Genomic DNA, 21,434 nt, shown 5'->3' on the forward strand with positions numbered 1-21,434 from the left:
CACAGAATATTAATCCTCCCAGCGGTGCTCCCGATGCTATCCAGATTTCCAACGGAGGGAGATATCTTTTTATCATGGTAGGGTAATTATCGGTCTCAGGGATTCACTTATGGCGCCTGCTGATAAGGACGAATGGTTCGCACAACTAGATGCCGAACTACAGAGGAAGACAGAGGCCATCTCCAAGGACCGCGAGGAGATTACCTACCAGAAGACAAACATCAACAAGGCGCTAATCCAGGATTTCTGGAACATCGTCAACCGGTTCGGCAAGATAAACGTCCAGCTGAACATGGAGCCTTCATACAGTGAGTTCGCTAAGTTCGAACAGGACAAGTTCCCGGATGTCTGGAAGTTCAATCCAGCGTTCGATCTCGAGGCGGTCGGGGCGATGCAGATCGTCGACATGACCCAGAACCAAGGCCGGATGGGAGACTCCATCAAGGTCTGGTACTACAATGTTGACTCCACCCCGCACGTCCGCATGGTCTTCGTCTACTGTGAGGGCGAGCATTACTACAAGTACAACGGTTGGAAGAGGATCTTCGGTCAGTTCGTGATCTATGACGCTCCCCTGGCCGATTTCGACATGGACAAGATGCATGGGGGATTGGCAGACGTCGTGACGGCGTGGTTCGAGTCCCATCTCCGGAACAACCGCGAGACCCTCATCAACCATCTCAAGAACGCCTACGAAAAGGGCGAGACGTTCACCGAGTGAACTCCGCCCTTTAAGCAAACCACTTTTTATCATCCCTTATTTTCGGTTTTATTTACTGGACATCATTTTTCCCGATTTTTTACCTCGACACTTTCAATGCACCGATGAATAATGCAATTAAGGGAAACCGCGATGTCGGGACACCGGAATAGTTCGGTACTGTCCGTAACGGAGGTCATTCGATGGAAAACGAAGATATCGCACCCCACGTCAAAGAAGTAGCCCGGGTGCTTGGAAACAAAGTGGAAGAGTCAAAGATCGCGGAAGAGATGGAGACCTATCTCAAGGTCTACCGAGTCTCGATGGAGACTGCTAAACGCAGTATCGTCAAGAACTTCGGCGGAGACCCGAACGCCCTGTCCAGAGGCGGCGTGCGCAAGAAGGTGGCCGAACTCGGCCCCTCGGAAGGCAGTGTCGACCTCCTGGTCAAGGTCATGTCCGCCAACCCCAAGGAGGTAGAGACGGACAATGGCAAGAAACAGATCGTCTATGGTATGCTGGCCGATGAGTCGGGAGCAGTACCATACACGCTGTGGGACATGGAACGGGTCTCGCTCAAGGTGGGAGAGGTCTTCATGCTGCACAATGCCTACACCAAAGAGTTCGGCGGCAAGGTGCAGGTTAACCTGGGCAACCGTGCCTCGGCCGAGATGCGCCGACAGGACGAGGTGGTCGTCGACGCTGGCATAATCCAGACTGCAGCATCGGCAGGTGGAGAGACGGTCAAGGTGGCAGGGCTGCAGGACGGCATGAACAATGTCACAGTGACCGGGAAGATACTTTCCGTGGTTAGCAAGGAGGTCGAGGCCAGCGGAGCCAAGAAAGTGGTCTTCTCCGGCATGCTCGCGGATGAAACGGGCAAGGTCGAGTATTCCGCTTGGCATGATTTCGGGCTGAAACCCAACGAGGTGGTGACCATCAGCAGGGCGTACGTGAAAGGCTGGAGGGGCGTGCCAAAGTTGAATTTCGGTGAGCGTTCTGGCGTCATGAGGCTAAGAGAGGACCTGTTCCCGGACGTGGAGGCGTCCCGCCCCAAGAAGCGCACGCTCGAGGACATCGAACATGTGGGCGGAGCGACCGACGTGCTGGTCGAAGGCACTATCGTCGACATCAAGGAAGGGAGCGGGCTGATATTCCGCTGCCCCCAGTGCAAGCGGGTGGTCCAGAAGGGAGCATGCCGCATCCATGGAAAGGTGGAAGGGATCCCCGACCTGAGGATCAAGGCGGTGATCGACGACGGAACATCGGCGATCACGGCGGTCATGGGGCGCGGGATCACCGAGGCCCTGATGGACACCACCCTTGAAGCCAGCATGCGCGAGGCGCGTGAGGCGATGAACATGGAGGTCGTCAAGGAACACATGGACGAGAAGCTGTTCGCCAAACCGCTCCTGGTACGGGGCAACGTGATGAGCGACGAGTTCGGTCTTATGATGATCGTGAACGACGCCAAGATCGCCCCCATCGATGTGAAGGAAGAGGCCACTCATCTCCTGGTGGAAATGGAGGGATTCCAGTGAAGAACAGGGAAGTTGCCTGGAGGGTGTTCGCCGGAGAGTTCAGCTCTTCACGCGTGGAGATAAAGGGAGAGGGCGAGAAGATGCCGTCGTACGTCGTCTCTCCGTTGGGCGCCATGATGAACCGGGTGTTCGTGGTGGGCGTTCTGACCGACATCGAGAACATCGGCTCCAACGAACCGTTTTGGCGGGCCAGGATATCGGACCCGACGGGCACGTTCTACCTGTCCTCGGGACAGTACCAGCCCGAGGCGACCATGGCGCTGTCGAAGATCCAACCCCCTAAGTTCGTGGCCGTCGTCGGCAAGATCCGGACATATTCGCCGGAGGAGGGGACGATGTATGTTTCGATACGTCCGGAGAAGGTCACCGTGGTGGACATTGCACTTAGGGACTACTGGGTGATGGAGACCTGCAAGGCGACCCTTCGCCGCATCTCGGCCATGGAGGAAGCGAAAAAAATGTCCACACCGTCCGTCGACGAGCTGGTCAAACTTGGCTATGGACAGGCGCTGGCAGAAGGCGTGGTCAAGAGCATCGAGGCCTACGGCGAGGTAGACCTGGCGAACTACCGCAACATGGCGGTCGACGCGCTCAAGTTCCTGATGCCGGAGCAACACACCGGCGTGGACCTGCCGGATATGAACAGCGATGCACCGGAGGAGATCGACGACGAGGTGGTCACCGACCCGGAAGCCCAGCAGACCCAGGAGGACAAGGAGAAGGTCGTCCTGGCCCTGGTGGAGCAGCTGGACAAGGGCGGCAAGGGCGCGCCTTGGGATGAGATCGTGGCCGAGGCAAAGAAGTCGGGCATCGAACGGGAGGAACTGGACGAGATCTCGAACTCACTCCTGGACAAGGGCCTGGTCTACGAACCGGTGCTGGGCAAGATGAAGGTCATCTGAGCCCGGAAAACATTTTCCGATCTTCTTTCTCACTTCATATGGGCCCTTAGCTGGTCCTCGAACTGCCACTGCAGCCTGAAATGCTCCTCGAGGTCCTTGATCAGGTCTGTGTACCAGTAGGTGATGAAAGGAAGGAAGACTAAGGAGATCACGAGGTATACCGCTGCGGGTTTAGGTGCGGTCGCCTTCCATGATGGCAAGGTGGGCTTGAATCCGATCCCGGACCCGCCCGACTGTACTTGCTGAATGAATACCGTCCAGCGCCGGTCGTGTTCGACGGTGAACCGGGTCAATCGCTGTGTCACGTACAGCTGCAGGAACGGTACATAGGAGAACAAGGTCCATTTCAGCGTGGGCATGTCCCTCTCGGTGGCCCTTGACTCGGCGTTGAGGTTCTCGATAACGCTCAGCTGGGGCTGGATCGCCTGGACCGAGTTCTTGAGGACGGCCTGATCCTTCATGTAAGCCAGTACTCCGTCGCGCAGAACGCGTTCCCTGCGTGCGTGACCGTCCTGCCTTTCCAGCATACGGAAGTTCAGCTGGGCCAATATCCCACCGGTCACCACGACCCCGAACAGGTAGACAACAACCCCTATCTCCAGGGCCATGCTCTTGCCCATCAGGCCAAAGAACATGACCAGCAGTCCGGCCATGACGATCGAGGTCCCGACCAATGGCATGAAGAGCCATCGATGCTCGATCATCTTGTCCGTGCTCCTCCTCAGCTCCAGGGAAGTGGCTAGCCACCGCTTGGGGTTAGAGACCTGGGGGGAACGGACGTTCGATGCGATCTCGACAGTCCTCGGTTGGGATGCGGCGGTTTCGGTCGGACCAGAGACGCTCCTCCCACAGTATGCGCACCATATGGCATCTAACTGGACCCCTTTGCCGCAGAATCTGCAGGCTCTTCCCGCTTCCATGAACCTCTCCTTCCCGGAACCGGGTCTAGGTCGTTACCCGATATATTTCCCATGCCCTCCGATTTACGACGGTTGATAATTCCGCCCTACCTGGTGACTATCACGCCGGCATAACCGACGACCGTGTCCATTGGATGGACGTCACCGGAATTTGCGTACCTGAGGAGCTTGGCCTCCCTGCCATCGCAGGTGAGCAACATGGTCATTACTGGACCGTAACCGCACATGGTCACGTCGTTGGATGTGACCGCACCGTACATTCCCTTGGCATCCAAGGCCAATATCTTCTCGATCACTTTCGTGTCCAGTTGCCGGGCCTTTTCTGGCGGGATATAATGTGAGAAGTCGGAGGAGGCAATGACGGTGACGTCCTTGCCGGCGATGGCTTCCCTTATTGCCTTTGCCGTTTCCACGGCGGTCTCATAGTCCTGAAAGCCCATCGATATGGGGACGATCTTGATGTCCGGCTTAATGTACTGCAGGAATGGGAGCTGGACCTCGATCGAATGTTCGAAACGGTGCGGGATCGGATCGTCGCAAATGACACCCTTCAACTTGGATGTGATCTCATGGTCTATGCTCACAACACCCAGAGGGGTCTCGAAGTCCTCGCCGGTGGTGGCCACGCCGGCCCCGATCCCGTTGTGGTTGGGCCCTATGATCACAAAAGTATCGGGAAACCCATCCCTGGCCATCGCGTCATAGACATGGGCTGCGACCGGACCTGAATAGACCAGACCAGCATGCGGCACGACCGCCCCGACGATCTTCCTCGGCCCGGACTCCAATTTAGGCAGATGACCTGGACCTATCGGAGAATTGAAGCAAGCCTCGACCTCGCGGCGCAATGACGCTTCCTTCCCGGCATAGAACTGTCCAGCGACGGCGGGATATCTTACCATACAGAAAATGAATAGAAGGAAGGGGTTTATTGAGATTTGCGCACCGACAACGAGCTTATAGCGAAGCTTCGAAGTCGTCGATGGTCAGCTTGTAGTCCTCGTCCCTGGTCAGCTGGCCGCGGGACTTGAGAACTTCCCTGGTGAGCAGCCAGTAGACGCAGGCCAATGCACGGCGTCCCTTGTTGTTCGTCGGGATGACCAGGTCCACGTTCCTGGTCTCGTTGTTCGCATCGCACAGGGCAACGATCGGGATTCCGATGTTGAGCGCCTCGGCGACTGCCTGCTGGTCGGCGGCAGGGTCGGTGACGACGATGACCTCGGGCTCGATGAACTTCTCGAGCCTCGGGTTTGTGAGTGATCCGGGGATAAGCCTGTCCGCGAAGGACATGGCCCCGATGGTCTTGGAGAACATCCGGACCGGCTTCTGGCCATACTGACGGGCCGAGACCACCAGGATGCGGTCGGGCTTGTATCTGGCCAGGAAGGATGCTACGGCCCTGATCCTGTTGTCCGTCTGCTTGACGTCGAGAACATACAGGCCGTCCGATCTGACCTTGAATATGAACTCCTTCATGTCGGCGCTCTTCTGCTGAGTTCCGATGTGCACGCCGGAAGTAAGGTATACGTCCTCTGGTACGAGAAGATCCGTTTTCGCTTCGTCGCTCATTTCAACAACCTCATGTGTCTCGTTTGACTGTAATAGGGATAACTCCCTTCTCGAACTCCAACATCGCGATCTGGATGGGATCGATCATTTTTTCAGGGATTTCCAGAAGGACTGGCGCACCCAGCGAGACCTGCAGTGCTCTTGCACCGATAATGCGCGCCTTCTCGAATCTGGTATATTTCATGAAATCACCATGCAGGGAGTACCCCCATATTAGCGAGATGCTTATAAATTTATTTATCGTTGTAAGCATCATTAGCCAGTAGGCCAGCGTGTTTTTTCGCCTTTTCCTACCGGACGCCGGGCGTCCCTTAACGAATGCATCAAAAGCGGAACATGTACAAGAACGTTCCCTATCGCCTGCGCATTTTTTCCTGTGTGTATTGGACCAATCCGCCCTTCTTTAGAATGTCCCTCAAGAACTCCGGCATCGGTTCGAAACGGACGCTCTTCCCGGTCGTCTCGTTCACGATGATGCCCTTGTCGGCGTTGATCAGCGCCACGTCGCCGGTCTTGAAGAGGTCGTGCGCCTCTGGACATTCGATCACCGGCAACCCAATGTTGATGGCATTGCGGTAGAATATCCTGGCGAAGCTCCCGGCGACGACCGCGCCAACTCCGGCCCCCTTGAGCGCCACCGGGGCCTGCTCCCGGCTGGAACCGCATCCGAAGTTGCGGCCGGCCACAATGATGTCGCCGAAGGCGACCTTACCGGCGAATCCGGGGTCAATGTCCTCCATGGCATGCTTGGCCAGGTTCTTCGGGTCATAGTCGTCCAGATACCTTCCCGGTATGATCAGGTCGGTGTTGACATGATCACCGTACCTCCACACCCTGCCCCTCATCTCCGCACCTCCCTTGGATCGGCGATCCTGCCGGCCAACGCGGACGCCGCCACCGTCGCCGGTGAGGCCAGATAGACCTCTGACTCTGGAGAGCCCATCCTGCCCCGGAAGTTGCGGTTGGTGGTGGAGATGCACCTCTCGCCCGGTGCCAATATGCCCTGATGCGCTCCCAGGCAAGGACCGCACCCGGGGTTGGTGATGATCGCTCCAGAACGGACCAGTGATGAAAGTATGCCCTTGTCGGCCGCGTCCAGATAGACCTCGCGGGACGCAGGGACGATGATGAGCCTGACCGAATCGCACACCTTCTTTCCGCGCAGCACCGCTTCCGCCGCCATCAGGTCCTCCAGCCTTCCGTTGGTGCACGAGCCTATGACGGCCTGATCTATGACCAGTCCAGCCACTTCGGATACCGGCTTCACATTGTCCACCTGATGAGGGCAGGCCACCTGCGGCTCCAGGTCGGTGAGGTTGAACTCGAGCTCCTTTGCCACCTGCGCCTCCTGGTCGGAGACCACCGGATACATGGCCTGCTTGACCCGCCTTTCCAGATAATCCATGGTCTTCTTGTCCGGGAAACAGACGCCGTTCTTGGCCCCCATCTCCATGCTCATGTTCGCAAGGACCATACGGCCGGATATGGACATCTCGTCGACGATCGGTCCGGTGAATTCCACCGACATGTAGTCGGCACCATCGGCGGTCAGCTGGCCGATCAGGAACAGGATGACGTCCTTGGGCTCCACCGCCTTATGGAGCACCCCGTTCAGCTTGAGCCGCATCGTCTGCGGGACCTTGAGCCACAGCTCCCCGGTCGCCCAGACGGAGGCCATCTCGGTGGCGCCTATGCCGGTGGAGAAGGCACCGAAGGCGCCGTAGGTGGTGGTATGCGAATCAGAACCGACGATGAGCATGCCAGGCCTGACATGCCCCTTTTCCGGAAGCACCTGATGGCAGACCCCCTCGCGGAGATCGTAGAAATTAGGTATCTTCTCCTTTTTCACGAATTCCCGGACCGTCTTGTGGCCTTCAGCGGCCTTGGTGGTGTTGGCGGGGATGCGATGGTCGAACAGCAGGACGATCCTATCCCGGTCCCACACGTGTTCCGCCCCGATCTCATGGAAAGACCTCAGGACCAGAGCGGCGTTCTCATGGGACATTGCCAGATCGATCTTGGCGTTGACGATGTCGCCAGGAACGACCGTTCTTCCGCTGGCCCGGGTAAGCACCTTCTCCGCGAAGGTCATTGCCGCCATGTCCCTTCGAATGCCGATACTGGATATATCGGTATCGGTCATTACTTAGTGCCTGTCGGCCGTTCAGAAGAGCGGCGGGATCATCCGGAACCGGACCTTCCCGGCATATCTCTCATACTCTGGATAACGCATCAATTTCCGCTCTTCGATATTGATGCGCAACCCTAGGACCACGACTGAAAGCGCGAGAAGCAGCACGCTCAGGAGATTGAACGCCAACATCACCATACCGGTTGCGTAAATCAGCTCGCCCAGGTAAAGCGGGTGCCTGATGATCCCGTACGGACCGGACGTGACCACGGTCCTTACCGCCGGCATGATCGCGAACGACCGCCGAAGGTGCAGGAAAGAGTAGATACTGAGCGCAGCCCCCAAGAGCGCTATGGCGAACCCGAAGGAGAACGTGTATGGAGTCCCCAGGACAGTGGCGTTGTTCATCGCCAGGAAGGGCAACACAGCGGACATGGCCGGAATGATGATCTCACCCCTGCGGGTAGATTCACGTGCTGGCTCCCGGGTCCAGAAAAACACCGCCGGCAGGGCGTTCAGCGGGATCGACGAGGCCACTTCGATCTTCAATAGAAATCCGTCAGAGATCAGGGCGCTGTAAAGGGATACCGCCACGAGACTGGCAAAGGCCAATGCCAAAACCCTGTCGATGTCCTTGTCGGTCCTGATCTCCTCCCCGAGCCCGTCCACGGGAGCTCCATGGGTTATAGGCTAATATTAACTTAGTCCGGTATCGTGATCGCGGCCCAGGCATAATGCTTGGATATCCAAAGGACCGATACCATGACGATCTCGAGACCTACGGTTGTCAGCAACAATTTGTAGCGGTTTGAGTCCACCAGGCTCCACGAGCGTAGGATCGAGACCAGCAATACAAGCATCAGGAACAGCATGAGGAGGTACCCGGCGATCACTGCGGCCGCCATGATGTAATACGCCACTGGGCCCAGGTCTGTAAGAAATGGTACAGAGACGATCGCCAGGACCGGCAAAATGATCGCAATATCGCGCCAGGTGAACGCCCTCCTTTGAACGTTCCCCTTGAACATGACCGTGGAGGCCACGGACAGCAGTAAAAAAGCAATGCCCGTCCCGAAGGCCAAGCCAGCAAGCAACCGGATATCGTTTGTCGTGGAACGGAATCCGAGGTAAGAGCTCAACGCGTCAAACGCATATAGACAAAGACCCACGGCCGCGAAACCGATCACCCAGCGGTCGGGTGCCTTCGCGCTCTCATACCGCCTGCCCAGGATGAACAATCCTAGCGCGGAAAGGAATCCTAGGTATATGCCGGTGTCACGAGCGCAGACCGGCATCTGCAGTCCGCCGAGAAAGAACGACCTTTCAGGTAACTGGTGGCAGAGTGAATAGCCAACATTCCAGAGTATGGAACCGAAAACGTCGGTGGGCGGACCCATTCTTTACAGATAAGAACATGAATGGATAAAAGGTAAGGGGTTTGCGTGTCAGAACCGATGCGCGATCACCAGAATGCCGCGCTCCAGATTACTGCCGCGATGACCCAGCACAGGACGCTGAGCACGATTCCGGCGATGGCCAGGAGCAGACAGTTCTTACCCACATGGCGCTTCTCCGGGTTCGGATCGTTGTTCCATACGATGAACATTATGAATCCGATGATGATGCTGAAGAACGATATGATGTAGAGTATGTACTTCAGCGCTCCCAGTGGCTCCTGTGGTGGGTATGGCTGACCGTAGGGCTGCGGGCCATAGGCTGGCTGCGGTCCATACTGTGGCGGTGCGTTAGCGGGCCGACCGCAGTGCGGACAGACATTATAGGCCGCTGATATCTGGCGGCCGCATCCGGGACACATCCTCATTTCCTGGTCTGTCAAATTAATTCATCCTCCTAGTATTCCCACCCAGGCATGAGCCTGATTGGAATGTGGTTTGTTATTATCATATTCAATACTTAAATGTTGTTGAGCCAGACCTTAGCATGTGTTCAATCCCAGATAAATATTGTTCAATAAGAAATGAAAAGCGAGGGGCCGGAAATGGCCGCCTTCGTTCAATAGAAGCGAGGATTCTTCGGATAACCACATGCGGGACAGAAATCATGGGTTATCGATATCTCCTTGCCGCAGCCTGGACAAATTCTGGTCCCGCCCGGTGGTGATGGAGGTGCTTGCGTTGGAGCTGAGTCCGCCGTACCGCAGAACGGACAGAACTTCATCGCTGAATTGATCTCCCTGCCGCAGCCCACGCAACGCTTGGTAGCCGACTGAATTACTGGAGCAGTGGACGGCACGGAAGTGGACTGCGTTGATGTCGGTGCAACAGGTGTCGGCATGGGGGTAGGTTCAGGCAGGGGGGTCGGCTGTGGCAGTGGTGCGGGTCCCTGGGGCGGTGCCATGGGCGAGGGTGCCGGGGCCTGCTTTTGGACCGGCTGCTCGACAGAGGCCAATCTTCCGCAGTATGGACAATATTTCAGGCCTGAGGGGATCTCCTTGCCACAGGCCGTGCACTTCTCCATTCCTGAAGATTGGGCCATGGATTGTGGAGCCGCTGCCTGGGAGGCGTATGGAGGTTCAGGTGCAGCCGGTGCCGAGAACGCATAGGGATTCGGGCGTGCACAGTAAGGACAGAACTTGAGTCCTTCCGGTATCTCTCGATTGCATCCGACGCATCTAGGCATGGGATTTTGAGCAGGGGCTGGAGCTTGAGGGATGAGGCCGGGGGCCGATTGAGGCATCTGGACGGGTTGTGGCTGGATCGAAGCCGACTGCACAGCGGGGGCAGCTTCGGCCGGTGCGGCACCAGGGGTCGGTTTCCCGCAGAACGGACAGAAATTCAGCCCTTCAGGGACCTCCCTCCCGCATCCGGTACACTGCCTCATCTTCTGGTCCGAAGAGGGAGTCGGTGACGGTGCTGCCTGGGCCGCCGCTCGGCCGCAGTACTTGCAGAATCTGTCTGTGGGCTGGATCCGGTTGCCGCATCCGGGACAGGCCGTTCCTTGATCTTTGTTGAACAAACTCATTTTCAAATCCCTCAGAATACGATGGAACTATAGAAGGACAAAGACCCTATGGCATTATCAATATTGTGATAAGGAAATCAATATACTGAAACAAAGACCAGTATCCTGACGATGAACAGGAATATGATCAACGGCCAGAAGAATGCCATCATTATACATATCTTGCCAACGTGCCGGTCCTCGGGGGATTGGTCCGACCGGGTGAGCAGGAATCCCAATAGGAATCCCAGTAGAGGCACAAGCAGCGAGAGGGCAAAAAGGAGGTAATGGACGACTGTGGGATCATCCGGGTATTCCGTCTGCTGTACCGGAAAGGGATATGCATAGTAAGGGATGATCGCGGGTCGCCCGCAGTTGGGGCAGAATCTGAATTCATTGGAAACCTTCCGGCCGCATGTCATGCATGTCCATTCTCCGGGATCCGTACCAGAGGGTGAGAAGTCCTTCCGTGGCGCACCGCATTGGGGGCAGAAGGCATATTCTGATGGCATTTCACTTCCGCAACGGAAACAATCTGTTTTCTCATTCTGGTCCATACGGTCCTTTCCTTCTTATCGGCCAACCGGAAAGATATCGATAGTTGGCTAAATCAAGTTTGCCCAGATTGAAAATTTATTTCCATGGAACACCTGAATGGTATCTCGACATGTTTATCATGCCACGATGGTATCGAACTGCGTGGGAAGGATGCCGGTCAAGGTCACGGTTTTTGATGGGGCGGGCTGCATTGGCGGGAACAAGATCCATCTTGGGTTCGATGACCGCGGCGTTCTTTTCGATTTTGGCACCAACTTCAACCAGATGAACCTGTATTACGATGAGTTCCTCCAGCCACGCGCCTCGAGGGGCATCCATGACCACCTGGACATGGGCCTGATCCCGAAGGTGAACTGGTACCGGGAGGATCTGGTACCTGACGATGTGGACCTTTCCGGTGCGCCCGACCTCCCAGTGGACGCGCTCCTTATCTCACACGCGCACATCGATCATTTCGGCTGTGCGGGCTTCCTCGATCTGGACATACCTTTCGTTTCCACGCCGATGACGGCCGCTTTGATAAAGGCGATGAACGACTGCGGGAGGGCCGACCCTGGCGCTGAGTGCGCGTATTGCACGGTGAAAGGACCAGGGACGGACCGCCGCACCGTTGTCGCCGGAAAGGGATCATATGTTGCCAGGGATTTCTTCCTGACCGGGGGCCACACGAACGGGCTCGGTGACTTCTGGGCCAGGAGCAAGGGCAAGACCAAGGGCTTGGAGCCGGGAGAGCTGGGGGCCATGGCCTCCATCGACCTGGAGATCAAGGCGATGGAGGTGGACCATTCCATCTATGGCGCGACCGCCTACGCGGTGGAAACGCCGGCCGGGTGGATCGTGTATAGCGGCGACATACGGCTTCACGGTGTCTGCGGAGACAAGACCAGGAAGTTCATGGCGGACGCCAAGGCGCTCTCACCGGCGGCATTGATAGTCGAAGGTACCAGGACCAGCCGTGAGGACGCGCATTATCAGCTTTCGGAAGCGGACGTGGCGAGCAGGTGCCGGGCCGCCGCAGAGGATGTGGACGGACTCATGATCGCCGATTTCTCCGCGCGCAACTTCGAAAGGCTGGATGCGTTCATGGAGATAGCCAAGGGAACGGGCAGGTCGCTCGTGGTGACGATCAAGGACGCCTATTTCCTGGATGCGATGCGATTGGTCGATGGCGTGGACCGGCTATCCAAGGTGCTGGTCTACGGAGAACTGAAAAGCAGGGGGAGCAAGGTCAAGGACTCCGTCGAGGAGCAGATCGGCCGCCTGGTGGATCCGATGGAGATATCGATGCATCCCTGGGAGCACATCCTTTGCTTTTCCTCCTACGATATGGGAAATCTGCTGGACATAAGGCCGAAGGGGGGCCGGTACATCTATTCGTCCTCGGAGGCCCATTCGGAGGACCAAGTATTCGATTTCGTACGGTTGCATCGGTGGATATCCAGGTTCGGGATGGAGGTGCGCGGGTTCCAGGAAAAGAAAGGAAATATCACGTTCGAACCCGGCTATCACGCATCAGGGCATGCTTCGGCAGATGACCTGGAAAAGGTAGTGGAGGCGATAGACCCCGGCCTGGTCATCCCGGTGCACACCTTCCGTCCGGAATTCTTCCAGGAACTGGACAGGAAGGTGGCTCTGCCGGTCCCGGGAGTCCCCATCGATATCCTGTGATCTAAAAGATTAGGGATACGCCTCTTTGTCCGAATAAAACGACGGTTCTCCGCCTTCATCCATGATAGGGGAGGTTCGTCCGGAGGCACTCTGCCATGTCCTCCAATGTCGCGCGGATCCCTTCATCGGCCCTTGCTCTCATCAGCTCGGCCAGGCTCCCGTTCTCGATGCGTTCCTCGATCAGCCCAAGGTACGGCCTCTCATCCTGATTGGCGCTCTTCGACGCGATGGCCAGGACCTGGCGCAATTCCTGCCTGAGCTGTCCGGTCCCGCTCTTGATGGCAGCCTCGGTCAGCGAACGCAGGTCCTCGTCATCCTCGGTGAGATGAAAATCCTTCGAGCGCAATAGGGCCAGGGACAGGGCGGTGATCGCCATGTCGGAATGCAGGCACTCCTGCTCGTCGATGGCCTTGATCTCCACGCAGTTCCGGGAGAACCTGACGATCACGCCGCGAGAATCGACCCATTCGTGGCATAGCATCTCCGCGTCATGTTTTCTAAGCTCCCGGTACATTTCCTGCTGGATATCGAGGTAATCCTGCTTCGAGCGCAGCATCTCCGGTATCACCCCATGGGCGATGATCGGCATCCTGCGCTGGTTATCCCGATAGAAGATAAGGCGATTGTCCTCGCTTCCGGTCAGCCGGCCTTCCACATAGGGTGAGCTGGCACCGATCGCCACCAGGTAAGGGATTATGGCCCGGGTGCGGTTGAACAGGCGCACCATCTCCTCATCGTTCGTGAAGGGGACGTTTATCTGGATCGCCTGAATGTTGAGCCAGCCGTGCTGCCTGATGTCGAAAAGACGGTCGTAGACCTCGTAGATCTCCTTGTCCTCATGGTCCCATACCGATGTCTGGTCCAGCTTCAGCAGGGGATGCATCCCCAACCCCAGGAACCGGTACCGGTCCTGGGTCGCCTGATACAGACGTTCCAGGCCGCCATACAGAGTCCTTTCCAGTCCCTGGACCGATGTCCCGGGCAAGGTGGGAACGATCTCTATGACGTTCTTCTGCAGCTCTTTGGAAAGATTCACCTCCCCGAACTGGAACTCGTTGACGACCTCCCCGTTCAGCTCTTCGATCAGAACGTCGTTGATGGGCAGCGGTCGAAAGTCGCGGTCGTTGATCGAATACTCATGCTCGGTGCCGATGGTCATGTGCTCTCACTCGATGGTCAGGTCAGCCACTTTTTCGGTTTCCGGCTCTTCTATACCGCAAACCGTCCAAAGTTCGTCCTCGGGCAGGAAAGCAATGACCCGGATGATCTTCTCGACGGCCGTTTTGTATTGCTCGTCGTACTCCTTGCGGTCCTGTTTGAGAACCGCCACCAACGGGCATATGGATTCTTTCTTGAGGTAGATCTCGATGACCCCATCCTTTACGTCAAAGGTGAATGGACCGGCAACACAGGTCTCTGGTTTGAAGGCCTGTATGGCGCATAGTCCGTTCTCGTTGAACATGACGCACATGCTGTCCTCCTTGACCTTCAGTCTCTTGTACCCGGCGAACTCTATTTTGTCCCCAGACACCCCGTTCTCGGTCATTATATTGATACGCTCATCCGTCAGCGGCGGGTGGGCGTCCTTGCAGCAATGGCCACCGCACTGTTTGCAAACCTCGGTGGCCTTTTCATACCATTCGTCGCTCATACCATTACCTTTCCATCAGGTTCGAGATGATTTCGTTGTATATTTGAGGATAATATTCATCCTCACCGCTCTCGAGAGAAGGGTTATCATTGACCTCTATTACAAATTGTCTCCCGCCACGCTGTTTGATGTCGACACTGTATAACCCCTTCCCGATGGCGCTGGCCGCCTTGATCGCCAGGTCGATCGTTTCCCGGGGAACCTGATCCGGCGGGACCGATTCCGAGGCATAGTCGGGTATCTCGCCCTCTTCGCTGGCTACGATCTTCTCTGACTCTGTGGGGAGAACGTATCGGCAGGCGTACAGCAATCTGCCGTCCAATACTCCGATCTTCCAGTCCTCATCGCTCTCGATGTACTCCTGGGCCACGATCCAGTCCGACATCTTCAGATAGCTTCCGGCGATGCGGTGCGCATCCGTTGGCGACGTCACCTTCTTCACCCGGTTCCCTAGGGTCGTGGATGGCTCCTTCAATATCATCGACCCACCCATGGATTCCAGAAGGTTTCTGATGCCATCTTCTCTGAAGTCGTCCTTCTTGACGAACTCCGTCCTGGGAACAGGCACCCTGGCTTTGATCAGATGCAGGTACATGTTGACCTTGTCCGAGCATATCTGGATCGATCTCGAATCGTCTATGACCGGTATATCGTGCATCTCGGCCATCTTGGAGGCTATGAAGGAGATGTTCAGCGGATCGGTCCGACTGCGAATGAACAAAGCATCGGTCTTTAGGACCTTCTTGATCTCGACCGGGAATATGAAGTAGGAAAGGTATCCCATCCCTTCCGCCGTATCACGACATTTGATCAGTAACGTCAGCTTGCGCGAATAGCTCAATGCCTGCCGGTCCACAAAGATCCCAAGCGTCCTCAATCTAGAACACCCCCAAGGACCAGCCTGACATGACAGACCGATGATGTAAACGCTGAAGCGACAGCCATGTTCCCCAGATCGCTTTGGGATTGCCAATCCGCCCGGCATATTTATGGTTTCGCAGCTAAGGTCAGCGCTCTGGTATTGAATAACGGTAAAGTGGTCCGGTTAAGAGAATGACGAGCGATGACCTCCTATTCCACATATTGACCCTTTGTCGTCCTTCACAGTTAGAGGCCGACTGTAGGACTCATGGTGCAGAGGTGGATCATACGAGGTCGACCGCTGACATTGCTGGATTCTTGCAACAGAGATAGTCACATCGCAAGGTGTTAATATCGGAATGGGGCATGCCTAGGCAATCAAGGTTCCGGCGTCCACCGCTCATATGGAACGGATTTGCACGCCTCGGGCAAGACCCTCGGACCAGAAATTCTGGCCGGAGGCCGTTCGGTCAAGGGGCAGAGCTCGATAAAGATCAAAAAGGTCATCAGATGGATCCGATCATACTCATCGTCACATTCGCTTTTCTAGGATATGCCATAAAATACATAGACCAGGCATACGACGAACACGAGTTCTCGATCCGGTCCGCGAACTTGGTCGCGATCACCGCGGGTATTCTGATGGGTACCCTGATGGCCTTCGACAGCCCTTTCTCCACGGCGTTCTTCATCGCAATGATCATCAGCCTGGTGCTGGCGAAGAAGATCGACAACGTCGCGTTCGCTGCCGGCTCATGCATAGCATTCGTGGTCATGGGCGTGTTCATGCTGGATGCCAGCGTTACGTTGCTTTGGATCCCGATCGCATTGTTCTTGCTGGCCGGATTCGTGGATGAAGTGGTGGACGGTTTCGCCCACAAGCACAAGCTTGGATTCGTGGCCGAGAAGTTCTGCCATTACCGCCCGTTCAGCGATTTCGCCCTGTTCGGGATGATCGGCTTGGGTATGTTCGACTGGATCTATATCCTGCCTTATTTCTCGTTCACCATCGCTTACATGCTGGTGGGAAGGATCAACTTCATGGACATCGCCATCGGGATCAGAGGGGTCATCCGCAGGGCGTCCAGGTTCCGGCCGTAGGCACTTTTAGGATGCGTGCATCCCACCAATCCCTTTATTACTTCATGACTGGCTCTTCATCCTTTATAAAGGAATGATCCCATGACGGAAAGGGCCAAGAACGATGTTATATCAGAGCTCAGAATGTTGCCTGGAGTAGGAGAGAACGCGGCGGAGGCATTGTATCGGCTGGGGATCAGGTCGAAGGAGGATCTGATCGGAAAGGACCCGGAACGGATGTACGAGGAACTGCGTTCGATGAAAGGGTCGTATGCCGAACCGTGCATGCTCAACTCATTGAAGATCGCGGTGAAGACAGCGTCCAAGAAGTGATTTTCAGACCTTGACCACGCGATGACCATCGGCCTTGGCGATCAGCATCTCTCCCATCTCCAGACTGCTCCATTCTCCCGGCGTGAATGGTTCCGACGAGACCACGACGGCGCTCGATAGGTCATGACCGCGCAGTGCTTCCCCTCTACCCGTCATATCCAGGGTCTGCAGGTTGGCGAAGTTCATCGGATATTTCTCATCATTGATGAAGGCCTTCCTGAGCACGAAAAGGACGGCCCCATCAGTCAGCGCAAAGTTCAGCGAGGATGTCCCTTCCGACTGGTCCCGGCACATGTCCTGAACCGCCGAAAGCACCCCGGTCTCGGCTTGGCCCGCTTGCTCGATCCTCTGCAGGAGATAATGGAACATGACCTCGGAGTCGGTGTCACCTTGGAGAGTGTCCGCATAACGCTCAAGCAGCCTGGCCCTGAAGGAGTGCGGGTCACCCAGGGTACCATTGTGGGAGAAAAGCCACCCGTCCTTCTGGAAGGGGTGGGTGTTGAGCAGATTCCTTTCGCCTGAAGTGGGGTTCCTTACGTGGGCCATGACAAAACCCGGTTCCGTCCTGCGCATGGCGCCGGGCAAGGCAAAGCTGTCCGTGGCCTTGATCGGCTCCTTCATTACCATGGGACCATGGTCTGTGAAGTATCCTATGCCCCATCCTCCGGAATAGGTCTCCGCCGAGGATTGAAAGAATTCCCTGAGCAATCTCGATTTGATCACTGGAGGGACGCTCTGAGGGGCGGCCATGGCGAAGATGCGGCACATCGGACCAGGCATGACGCGGAACGATTTAACGAAATCGCCCGATTGTCGCAGCCACAGAGAACGGTCAGGCCGCCAAGGAACAGTAAATACAATTTAAGGATCTGCAAGAGTGCATCCGAAACGCTCGTCCAATTATCTCGTTAGAGCATGGCTCTCCCCAAACGGTCCGCGATCCTTCCGCCGTACAGATAGATCGTTATCACGACGATAGCATCGACCCCGGCGATGATGAGATAGTTAGCGATCCAAAGAAAGTCGGCGGCTCTTCCGGACGGGCCAATGACCGATTCGACAAGATAAACCATTAGCAGAATGACAAACCACAGGATCAGGTATAGATCGACGGCGCCAACGACACTGATCTGACGCGATCCACAGCTACTACAATGCTTTAGCCTCGAATCCCTGGCCTCACCACATACCCGGCACTTCATCTCCAATTCCCCTGATCGTATCGGTCCCGGTCTTTTAGTAACTATCCATCCCCCCTGTGACAGAAGACAGTGATGCGGCATCTCAATATCGGCTCCTGTCGTATTTCGTTCGCTGAGACCGCCCAAGATATTAAGCTGAGATGCAGCCATCGTGCCCGGGGGTTCGTGATGCAAAAGGTGTTCTACTTCGTGGCGCACATGCCAGACGAGCCGGGGGCGCTGCACAAAGCGGCGGAGATCGTGACCCGATACCAGGGCAATGTGGACCGGATCCACTACGACCGGCGGATAGACCCGTATACGGTGTTCTTCGAGATAAGGTGCGACGATGCCGCCTATGAGCGGATCAAGAAGGAGCTGGAGCTGCTCGGGTACCTCCAGGACTCGCTTGCCGTTCCCAGTTTCCTCAAGTTCAACGTGTACCTGCCAAACCGGCCCGGGGCTCTGTTCGAGTTCCTGCACAGCACCACCTCGGCCGCATGCAACATCGCCTTTCTCGATTTCGACGACGTGAGCAAGTACCCGGAAAGGGTAACGATCAGCCTGACGATCGGGGACAGCTCTCGGGTCCAAGGCCTCCTCGATGAGCTGAAGTCGAAGTATCCATTGGAGATCCTCGAGTACGACACCACCGGGAAACACCTGGACGACACCGTCTTCTATATCCGGTTCGCCCAGGAGCTCCGTCTGCTGATCGGGGACGCCGAGGACCAGTTCCTATTGCGGCTGCTCTCTGACATCAACCACATTGTGCAGGAGCTGCATAACCTGGGAGAGGACCCGAAGCTCGTGTTCAACAGCGTCCTGCAGACAGGAAGGACCCTCAAGGCCACCACCGGCAAGGGGTTCTATGCAGATGTGCAGCATCTGGAACTGGGGGACGGAGCGGAACTGTACTGCTTTCAGCTGCCCTGCGGGGGAAGCATCTTTGCAATGGTGTCTCCGGAGGAGGTCATGCTCATCGACACCGGTTATGGCGTCTACCACGACGACGTGGTCCATATGCTGGCCGATCACGGCATAAACGATCTCTCATCGATCAAGAGAATGTTCATCAGTCATGCCGATGCCGATCACTCCGGTGGGGCGGGACTGTTCGAGGCCGAATCATTTGCGCACCCAGGGACCGTGGACATAGTGGAGCGGTCGAACCGGGCCTACGGTTCAAAGCTCCAGTCGTCGGTGCTTGAAGAGGTGTATACACGGCTCATCAACATGTTCTCCAATTTCCGGCCACCGGCCAAGTTCAGCCTTCTGGATGGAGACCTCGGGACAAGAGGACCCTTCCGGATCGTGGCCCATGACCGGTTCGCGGGAATGGACTTCGAGGTCCTGGAGAGCCTGGGAGGGCATCTGCATGGACAGATCTTCCTGCTGTTTGAGGAAGAAGGGCTGCTGTTCTCGGCGGATTCGCTTATCGGTTTTGAATCGCTCACCCCTGAAAGAGAGGAGTTCAACATCCTGGCCAAGAACCTGATGACCTCGGTGAACGTGGACAGCGAGAAGGCCAGCCGGGAAAGGAAGGGGCTGCTGGCATTGGCGGCAGAGATGGATGCGAAACTTGCTCCTGCGGGTAAAAGGTGCCTCATCTGTGGAGGTCACGGAGCGATCTGTGTCCTGGAATCCGGAAAGCTTAGAACACATGGCAAGGTGGAAAGGTACCGGCGCAGGAGCCTGGAATCGCAGACCTGATCGATCATGGCCCAATTACTGGCCTGTGGGCACATATTTCATCAGACCTGACCGAAGCGGACTAGGGAAGCCTTAATGCACTAGCCGGCAGATACGATTGATGGTTGGAATGACTACTGAATCCATCAGAGAGATCATCGAGGACCGCAAGTTCCTGTTCTTTGGGGGTAAAGGGGGCGTCGGCAAGACCACCATGGCTGCCACCACCGCTACCTGGCTATCAGACCATGGTTACAACACCCTGATAGTGGCGACCGATCCCACCGTCAGCCTGTCAGCGATCTATGGCCAGCACATCAGCGAGACAGAGATCACCAAGATCGGAACGGAACGCCATCTGTGCGGCCTCAACATCAATCCCAAGAAGGCGATGGGCGTGTTCCAAACGCGCCTGGAAGGGACCCTGGAAGGGTTCTCCACCCTTTTCGGCTCGGAGCTGTTGTCCACGCCGTGCACGGAGGAGATCGCCGCTTTCGACCAGTTCGTCTCCTTCTTCGACGACGAGGAGCATGACAAGATCGTGTTCGACACGGCACCGACGGGGCACACGTTGCGAGAACTGTCCATGCCCTTCGACTGGTCAGGATATATTGCCAACCAGATCAAGAACCGGAAAGAGCTGTCAGAGGCCCTGGGCTTCGTCTATGACGACAACATGCTCGACGACCTAAAGCTGGAGAAGCAGCGCTACGACAACTCTGTCAAAGGCCTTTCTGACAGTTCCGTCTCGGCCTTCAACCTGGTCCTTCTGCCGGAGAAACTGCCGATCGAGGAGACCGCCCGGGCCATAGAGGACCTGTCAGGTTTCGGTATCCAAGTGCCTTCGTTGATCATCAACGGGGTGATCCCCCAGGACGTGCTGAAGGGCAACTGGTTCCTGGAAAAGAGGAGAGCCACCCAGGACCGCTACCTGCAGGAGATAGACGAGCGCTTCGGCAGCAAACTGAGAGTGCAGGTGCCACTTTTTGAGACGGACATTTACGGACTGGACCGCCTGAGGCGGGTCGGGAGGGGGCTGTATGGCGAATAAGGTCCGACTGACCCTGCTATCATTCTCCTGCTGCCATCCCAAGATGGCAGTTTATGACAAACAGTATGTCGACCGGATCAAAGAGGCGATCAAGAACACCGGCGTGGACGCGGAGATCGACCTGGTGACGGTGACCGAAGCCCAGATGTCACTGAGGTACCTGTTCATGGCGGAGATCCAGCCGATGTTCCAGAAATACGGTTCGGCGGTGGCACCGGCGTTATTCGTGGATGAGAAGCTTGCCTTGTTCGGCGGGGTACCGACCCTGGAAAAGTTGGAAGAGGTCCTTAGGAAAGCCGCTCATGACCGTGCCCCGATATCGATCCAGTGATCGCCCGTCCCGTTCCGATGATCTAATGCCGGTTGAAGAACTCCTTCACATTGGGCCGGTTCAGGTAGATTATGACCAGCCAAGGGAAGACCAGATTGGCGGCTAGATCGATCATCCAGGCGGGATCCGAGAAACCTCTGAGCAGTGGGTTGACGAAAGCTGACAAGATCGAGACGAGCGCAAAGATTATCCCAACGACCCACGCCCACGATCGACCCTTCAGGAACGCGTACCCGATCATGAAGGAGACCAGGGCCAACGACAAGAACAGGAGCGCCAGAGAACCGAATATCAGAGTCGCGTT

The 21,434-nt window shown here is 56.4% G+C and carries 26 protein-coding genes; 9 read left to right on the top strand and 17 right to left on the bottom strand.

Going from position 1 to position 21,434, the window contains the following annotated elements:
* Window positions 1–109 precede the first annotated feature (109 nt).
* From VGK23_12085 to VGK23_12095, 3 genes are all read left to right on the top strand, one after another.
* Complete coding sequence (locus VGK23_12085; GenBank protein HEY3421280.1) at window positions 110–721, top strand: hypothetical protein; 612 nt, start codon at window positions 110–112, stop codon at window positions 719–721.
* A gap of 182 nt (window positions 722–903) precedes the next feature.
* Window positions 904–2,241, top strand: a complete 1,338-nt coding sequence (locus tag VGK23_12090; protein ID HEY3421281.1) for a hypothetical protein — start codon at window positions 904–906, stop codon at window positions 2,239–2,241.
* Window positions 2,238–3,143, top strand: coding sequence for a glycerol dehydrogenase (locus VGK23_12095; GenBank protein ID HEY3421282.1), 906 nt, complete (start codon window positions 2,238–2,240; stop codon window positions 3,141–3,143). The genes VGK23_12090 and VGK23_12095 overlap by 4 nt, the downstream gene beginning before the upstream one ends.
* A 29-nt stretch (window positions 3,144–3,172) precedes the next feature.
* Here the strand turns inward: VGK23_12095 and VGK23_12100 are convergent, their stop codons facing one another.
* The 11 genes from VGK23_12100 to VGK23_12150 form a co-directional block, all read right to left on the bottom strand.
* Window positions 3,173–4,063: a hypothetical protein gene (locus VGK23_12100; GenBank protein ID HEY3421283.1), complete on the bottom strand. Its 891-nt coding sequence runs from the start codon at window positions 4,061–4,063 to the stop codon at window positions 3,173–3,175.
* An 86-nt stretch (window positions 4,064–4,149) separates the two neighbouring features.
* Window positions 4,150–4,965: an MEMO1 family protein gene (locus VGK23_12105; protein HEY3421284.1), complete on the bottom strand. Its 816-nt coding sequence runs from the start codon at window positions 4,963–4,965 to the stop codon at window positions 4,150–4,152.
* A 55-nt stretch (window positions 4,966–5,020) separates the two neighbouring features.
* On the bottom strand, window positions 5,021–5,632 hold the full coding sequence (gene rpsB, locus VGK23_12110) for a 30S ribosomal protein S2 (GenBank protein HEY3421285.1): 612 nt from the start codon (window positions 5,630–5,632) through the stop codon (window positions 5,021–5,023).
* 10 nt (window positions 5,633–5,642) lie between these two features.
* Window positions 5,643–5,816 carry a DNA-directed RNA polymerase subunit K gene (locus VGK23_12115; GenBank protein HEY3421286.1) on the bottom strand — a complete coding sequence of 58 codons (174 nt, stop codon included), beginning with the start codon at window positions 5,814–5,816 and terminating at the stop codon, window positions 5,643–5,645.
* Between the two features lie 169 nt (window positions 5,817–5,985).
* A complete protein-coding gene (locus VGK23_12120; protein HEY3421287.1) occupies window positions 5,986–6,477 on the bottom strand; it encodes a 3-isopropylmalate dehydratase small subunit in 492 nt (163 codons plus the stop codon).
* Entirely contained in the window at window positions 6,474–7,775 is a 1,302-nt protein-coding gene (locus tag VGK23_12125; GenBank protein ID HEY3421288.1) for a 3-isopropylmalate dehydratase large subunit, read from the bottom strand. Before VGK23_12125 ends, VGK23_12120 begins: the two co-directional genes overlap by 4 nt.
* A 21-nt stretch (window positions 7,776–7,796) precedes the next feature.
* A complete protein-coding gene (locus VGK23_12130) occupies window positions 7,797–8,432 on the bottom strand; it encodes an isoprenylcysteine carboxylmethyltransferase family protein (GenBank protein ID HEY3421289.1) in 636 nt (211 codons plus the stop codon).
* Between the two features lie 32 nt (window positions 8,433–8,464).
* Complete coding sequence (locus VGK23_12135; protein ID HEY3421290.1) at window positions 8,465–9,160, bottom strand: DUF2085 domain-containing protein; 696 nt, start codon at window positions 9,158–9,160, stop codon at window positions 8,465–8,467.
* 65 nt (window positions 9,161–9,225) lie between these two features.
* Window positions 9,226–9,600 (bottom strand): hypothetical protein, encoded by a 375-nt coding sequence (locus VGK23_12140; protein HEY3421291.1) that lies wholly within the window; start codon window positions 9,598–9,600, stop codon window positions 9,226–9,228.
* A 176-nt stretch (window positions 9,601–9,776) separates the two neighbouring features.
* Window positions 9,777–10,745, bottom strand: a complete 969-nt coding sequence (locus tag VGK23_12145; GenBank protein ID HEY3421292.1) for a zinc ribbon domain-containing protein — start codon at window positions 10,743–10,745, stop codon at window positions 9,777–9,779.
* A gap of 77 nt (window positions 10,746–10,822) precedes the next feature.
* The gene (locus VGK23_12150) at window positions 10,823–11,281 is read right to left on the bottom strand and encodes a zinc ribbon domain-containing protein (protein HEY3421293.1); all 459 of its coding nucleotides are present in this window, start codon (window positions 11,279–11,281) and stop codon (window positions 10,823–10,825) included.
* 97 nt (window positions 11,282–11,378) lie between these two features.
* Between VGK23_12150 and VGK23_12155 the strand changes: the two genes are divergently transcribed.
* On the top strand, window positions 11,379–12,950 hold the full coding sequence (locus tag VGK23_12155; protein ID HEY3421294.1) for an MBL fold metallo-hydrolase: 1,572 nt from the start codon (window positions 11,379–11,381) through the stop codon (window positions 12,948–12,950).
* A gap of 55 nt (window positions 12,951–13,005) precedes the next feature.
* Here the strand turns inward: VGK23_12155 and VGK23_12160 are convergent, their stop codons facing one another.
* From VGK23_12160 to VGK23_12170, 3 genes are read right to left on the bottom strand one after another with little or no spacing between them, the layout of a single operon-like run.
* Complete coding sequence (locus tag VGK23_12160; protein ID HEY3421295.1) at window positions 13,006–14,109, bottom strand: glutamate-cysteine ligase family protein; 1,104 nt, start codon at window positions 14,107–14,109, stop codon at window positions 13,006–13,008.
* A 6-nt stretch (window positions 14,110–14,115) separates the two neighbouring features.
* Window positions 14,116–14,601 carry a YkgJ family cysteine cluster protein gene (locus VGK23_12165; GenBank protein HEY3421296.1) on the bottom strand — a complete coding sequence of 162 codons (486 nt, stop codon included), beginning with the start codon at window positions 14,599–14,601 and terminating at the stop codon, window positions 14,116–14,118.
* A gap of 4 nt (window positions 14,602–14,605) precedes the next feature.
* The gene (locus VGK23_12170) at window positions 14,606–15,478 is read right to left on the bottom strand and encodes a RimK family alpha-L-glutamate ligase (protein HEY3421297.1); all 873 of its coding nucleotides are present in this window, start codon (window positions 15,476–15,478) and stop codon (window positions 14,606–14,608) included.
* 494 nt (window positions 15,479–15,972) lie between these two features.
* On the opposite strand from VGK23_12170, the gene VGK23_12175 reads away from it, so the two are divergent.
* Together VGK23_12175 and VGK23_12180 are read left to right on the top strand one after the other, a co-directional pair.
* Window positions 15,973–16,563, top strand: coding sequence for a hypothetical protein (locus tag VGK23_12175; GenBank protein ID HEY3421298.1), 591 nt, complete (start codon window positions 15,973–15,975; stop codon window positions 16,561–16,563).
* Window positions 16,564–16,644: 81 nt separating this feature from the next.
* Window positions 16,645–16,875 carry a helix-hairpin-helix domain-containing protein gene (locus tag VGK23_12180; GenBank protein HEY3421299.1) on the top strand — a complete coding sequence of 77 codons (231 nt, stop codon included), beginning with the start codon at window positions 16,645–16,647 and terminating at the stop codon, window positions 16,873–16,875.
* Between the two features lie 3 nt (window positions 16,876–16,878).
* On the opposite strand, the gene VGK23_12185 is transcribed toward VGK23_12180, so the two are convergent.
* Together VGK23_12185 and VGK23_12190 are read right to left on the bottom strand one after the other, a co-directional pair.
* Window positions 16,879–17,643 (bottom strand): class II glutamine amidotransferase, encoded by a 765-nt coding sequence (locus VGK23_12185; GenBank protein HEY3421300.1) that lies wholly within the window; start codon window positions 17,641–17,643, stop codon window positions 16,879–16,881.
* A gap of 140 nt (window positions 17,644–17,783) precedes the next feature.
* Window positions 17,784–18,077 carry a hypothetical protein gene (locus VGK23_12190; protein HEY3421301.1) on the bottom strand — a complete coding sequence of 98 codons (294 nt, stop codon included), beginning with the start codon at window positions 18,075–18,077 and terminating at the stop codon, window positions 17,784–17,786.
* A 168-nt stretch (window positions 18,078–18,245) separates the two neighbouring features.
* On the opposite strand from VGK23_12190, the gene VGK23_12195 reads away from it, so the two are divergent.
* The 3 genes from VGK23_12195 to VGK23_12205 all read left to right on the top strand — a co-directional run bounded on the left by VGK23_12195 (window position 18,246) and on the right by VGK23_12205 (window position 21,130).
* Complete coding sequence (locus VGK23_12195; protein HEY3421302.1) at window positions 18,246–19,769, top strand: MBL fold metallo-hydrolase; 1,524 nt, start codon at window positions 18,246–18,248, stop codon at window positions 19,767–19,769.
* A 100-nt stretch (window positions 19,770–19,869) separates the two neighbouring features.
* On the top strand, window positions 19,870–20,799 hold the full coding sequence (locus tag VGK23_12200) for a TRC40/GET3/ArsA family transport-energizing ATPase (GenBank protein ID HEY3421303.1): 930 nt from the start codon (window positions 19,870–19,872) through the stop codon (window positions 20,797–20,799).
* Window positions 20,789–21,130 carry a thioredoxin family protein gene (locus VGK23_12205; protein HEY3421304.1) on the top strand — a complete coding sequence of 114 codons (342 nt, stop codon included), beginning with the start codon at window positions 20,789–20,791 and terminating at the stop codon, window positions 21,128–21,130. Before VGK23_12200 ends, VGK23_12205 begins: the two co-directional genes overlap by 11 nt.
* Window positions 21,131–21,152: 22 nt before the next feature.
* On the opposite strand, the gene VGK23_12210 is transcribed toward VGK23_12205, so the two are convergent.
* Window positions 21,153–21,434 (bottom strand): hypothetical protein (locus tag VGK23_12210; protein ID HEY3421305.1); only part of this gene is annotated, 282 nt, incomplete at its 5' end.

Source organism: Methanomassiliicoccales archaeon (assembly GCA_036504055.1).
GTDB lineage: Archaea > Thermoplasmatota > Thermoplasmata > Methanomassiliicoccales > UBA472 > DASXVU01.

Bases quoted from the DNA above. Each gene is read 5' to 3' on its own strand.
- VGK23_12085 (HEY3421280.1), top strand. From the start codon at position 110: ATGGCGCCTGCTGATAAGGACGAATGGTTCGCACAACTAGATGCCGAA.
- VGK23_12090 (HEY3421281.1), top strand. From the start codon at position 904: ATGGAAAACGAAGATATCGCACCCCACGTCAAAGAAGTAGCCCGGGTG.
- VGK23_12100 (HEY3421283.1), bottom strand. From the start codon at position 4,063: ATGGAAGCGGGAAGAGCCTGCAGATTCTGCGGCAAAGGGGTCCAGTTA.
- VGK23_12105 (HEY3421284.1), bottom strand. From the start codon at position 4,965: ATGGTAAGATATCCCGCCGTCGCTGGACAGTTCTATGCCGGGAAGGAA.
- rpsB (HEY3421285.1), bottom strand. From the start codon at position 5,632: ATGAGCGACGAAGCGAAAACGGATCTTCTCGTACCAGAGGACGTATAC.
- VGK23_12115 (HEY3421286.1), bottom strand. From the start codon at position 5,816: ATGAAATATACCAGATTCGAGAAGGCGCGCATTATCGGTGCAAGAGCA.
- VGK23_12120 (HEY3421287.1), bottom strand. From the start codon at position 6,477: ATGAGGGGCAGGGTGTGGAGGTACGGTGATCATGTCAACACCGACCTG.
- VGK23_12125 (HEY3421288.1), bottom strand. From the start codon at position 7,775: ATGACCGATACCGATATATCCAGTATCGGCATTCGAAGGGACATGGCG.
- VGK23_12135 (HEY3421290.1), bottom strand. From the start codon at position 9,160: ATGGGTCCGCCCACCGACGTTTTCGGTTCCATACTCTGGAATGTTGGC.
- VGK23_12145 (HEY3421292.1), bottom strand. From the start codon at position 10,745: ATGAGTTTGTTCAACAAAGATCAAGGAACGGCCTGTCCCGGATGCGGC.
- VGK23_12150 (HEY3421293.1), bottom strand. From the start codon at position 11,281: ATGGACCAGAATGAGAAAACAGATTGTTTCCGTTGCGGAAGTGAAATG.
- VGK23_12155 (HEY3421294.1), top strand. From the start codon at position 11,379: ATGGTATCTCGACATGTTTATCATGCCACGATGGTATCGAACTGCGTG.
- VGK23_12160 (HEY3421295.1), bottom strand. From the start codon at position 14,109: ATGACCATCGGCACCGAGCATGAGTATTCGATCAACGACCGCGACTTT.
- VGK23_12165 (HEY3421296.1), bottom strand. From the start codon at position 14,601: ATGAGCGACGAATGGTATGAAAAGGCCACCGAGGTTTGCAAACAGTGC.
- VGK23_12175 (HEY3421298.1), top strand. From the start codon at position 15,973: ATGGATCCGATCATACTCATCGTCACATTCGCTTTTCTAGGATATGCC.
- VGK23_12180 (HEY3421299.1), top strand. From the start codon at position 16,645: ATGACGGAAAGGGCCAAGAACGATGTTATATCAGAGCTCAGAATGTTG.
- VGK23_12185 (HEY3421300.1), bottom strand. From the start codon at position 17,643: ATGTGCCGCATCTTCGCCATGGCCGCCCCTCAGAGCGTCCCTCCAGTG.
- VGK23_12190 (HEY3421301.1), bottom strand. From the start codon at position 18,077: ATGAAGTGCCGGGTATGTGGTGAGGCCAGGGATTCGAGGCTAAAGCAT.
- VGK23_12195 (HEY3421302.1), top strand. From the start codon at position 18,246: ATGCAAAAGGTGTTCTACTTCGTGGCGCACATGCCAGACGAGCCGGGG.
- VGK23_12200 (HEY3421303.1), top strand. From the start codon at position 19,870: ATGGTTGGAATGACTACTGAATCCATCAGAGAGATCATCGAGGACCGC.
- VGK23_12205 (HEY3421304.1), top strand. From the start codon at position 20,789: ATGGCGAATAAGGTCCGACTGACCCTGCTATCATTCTCCTGCTGCCAT.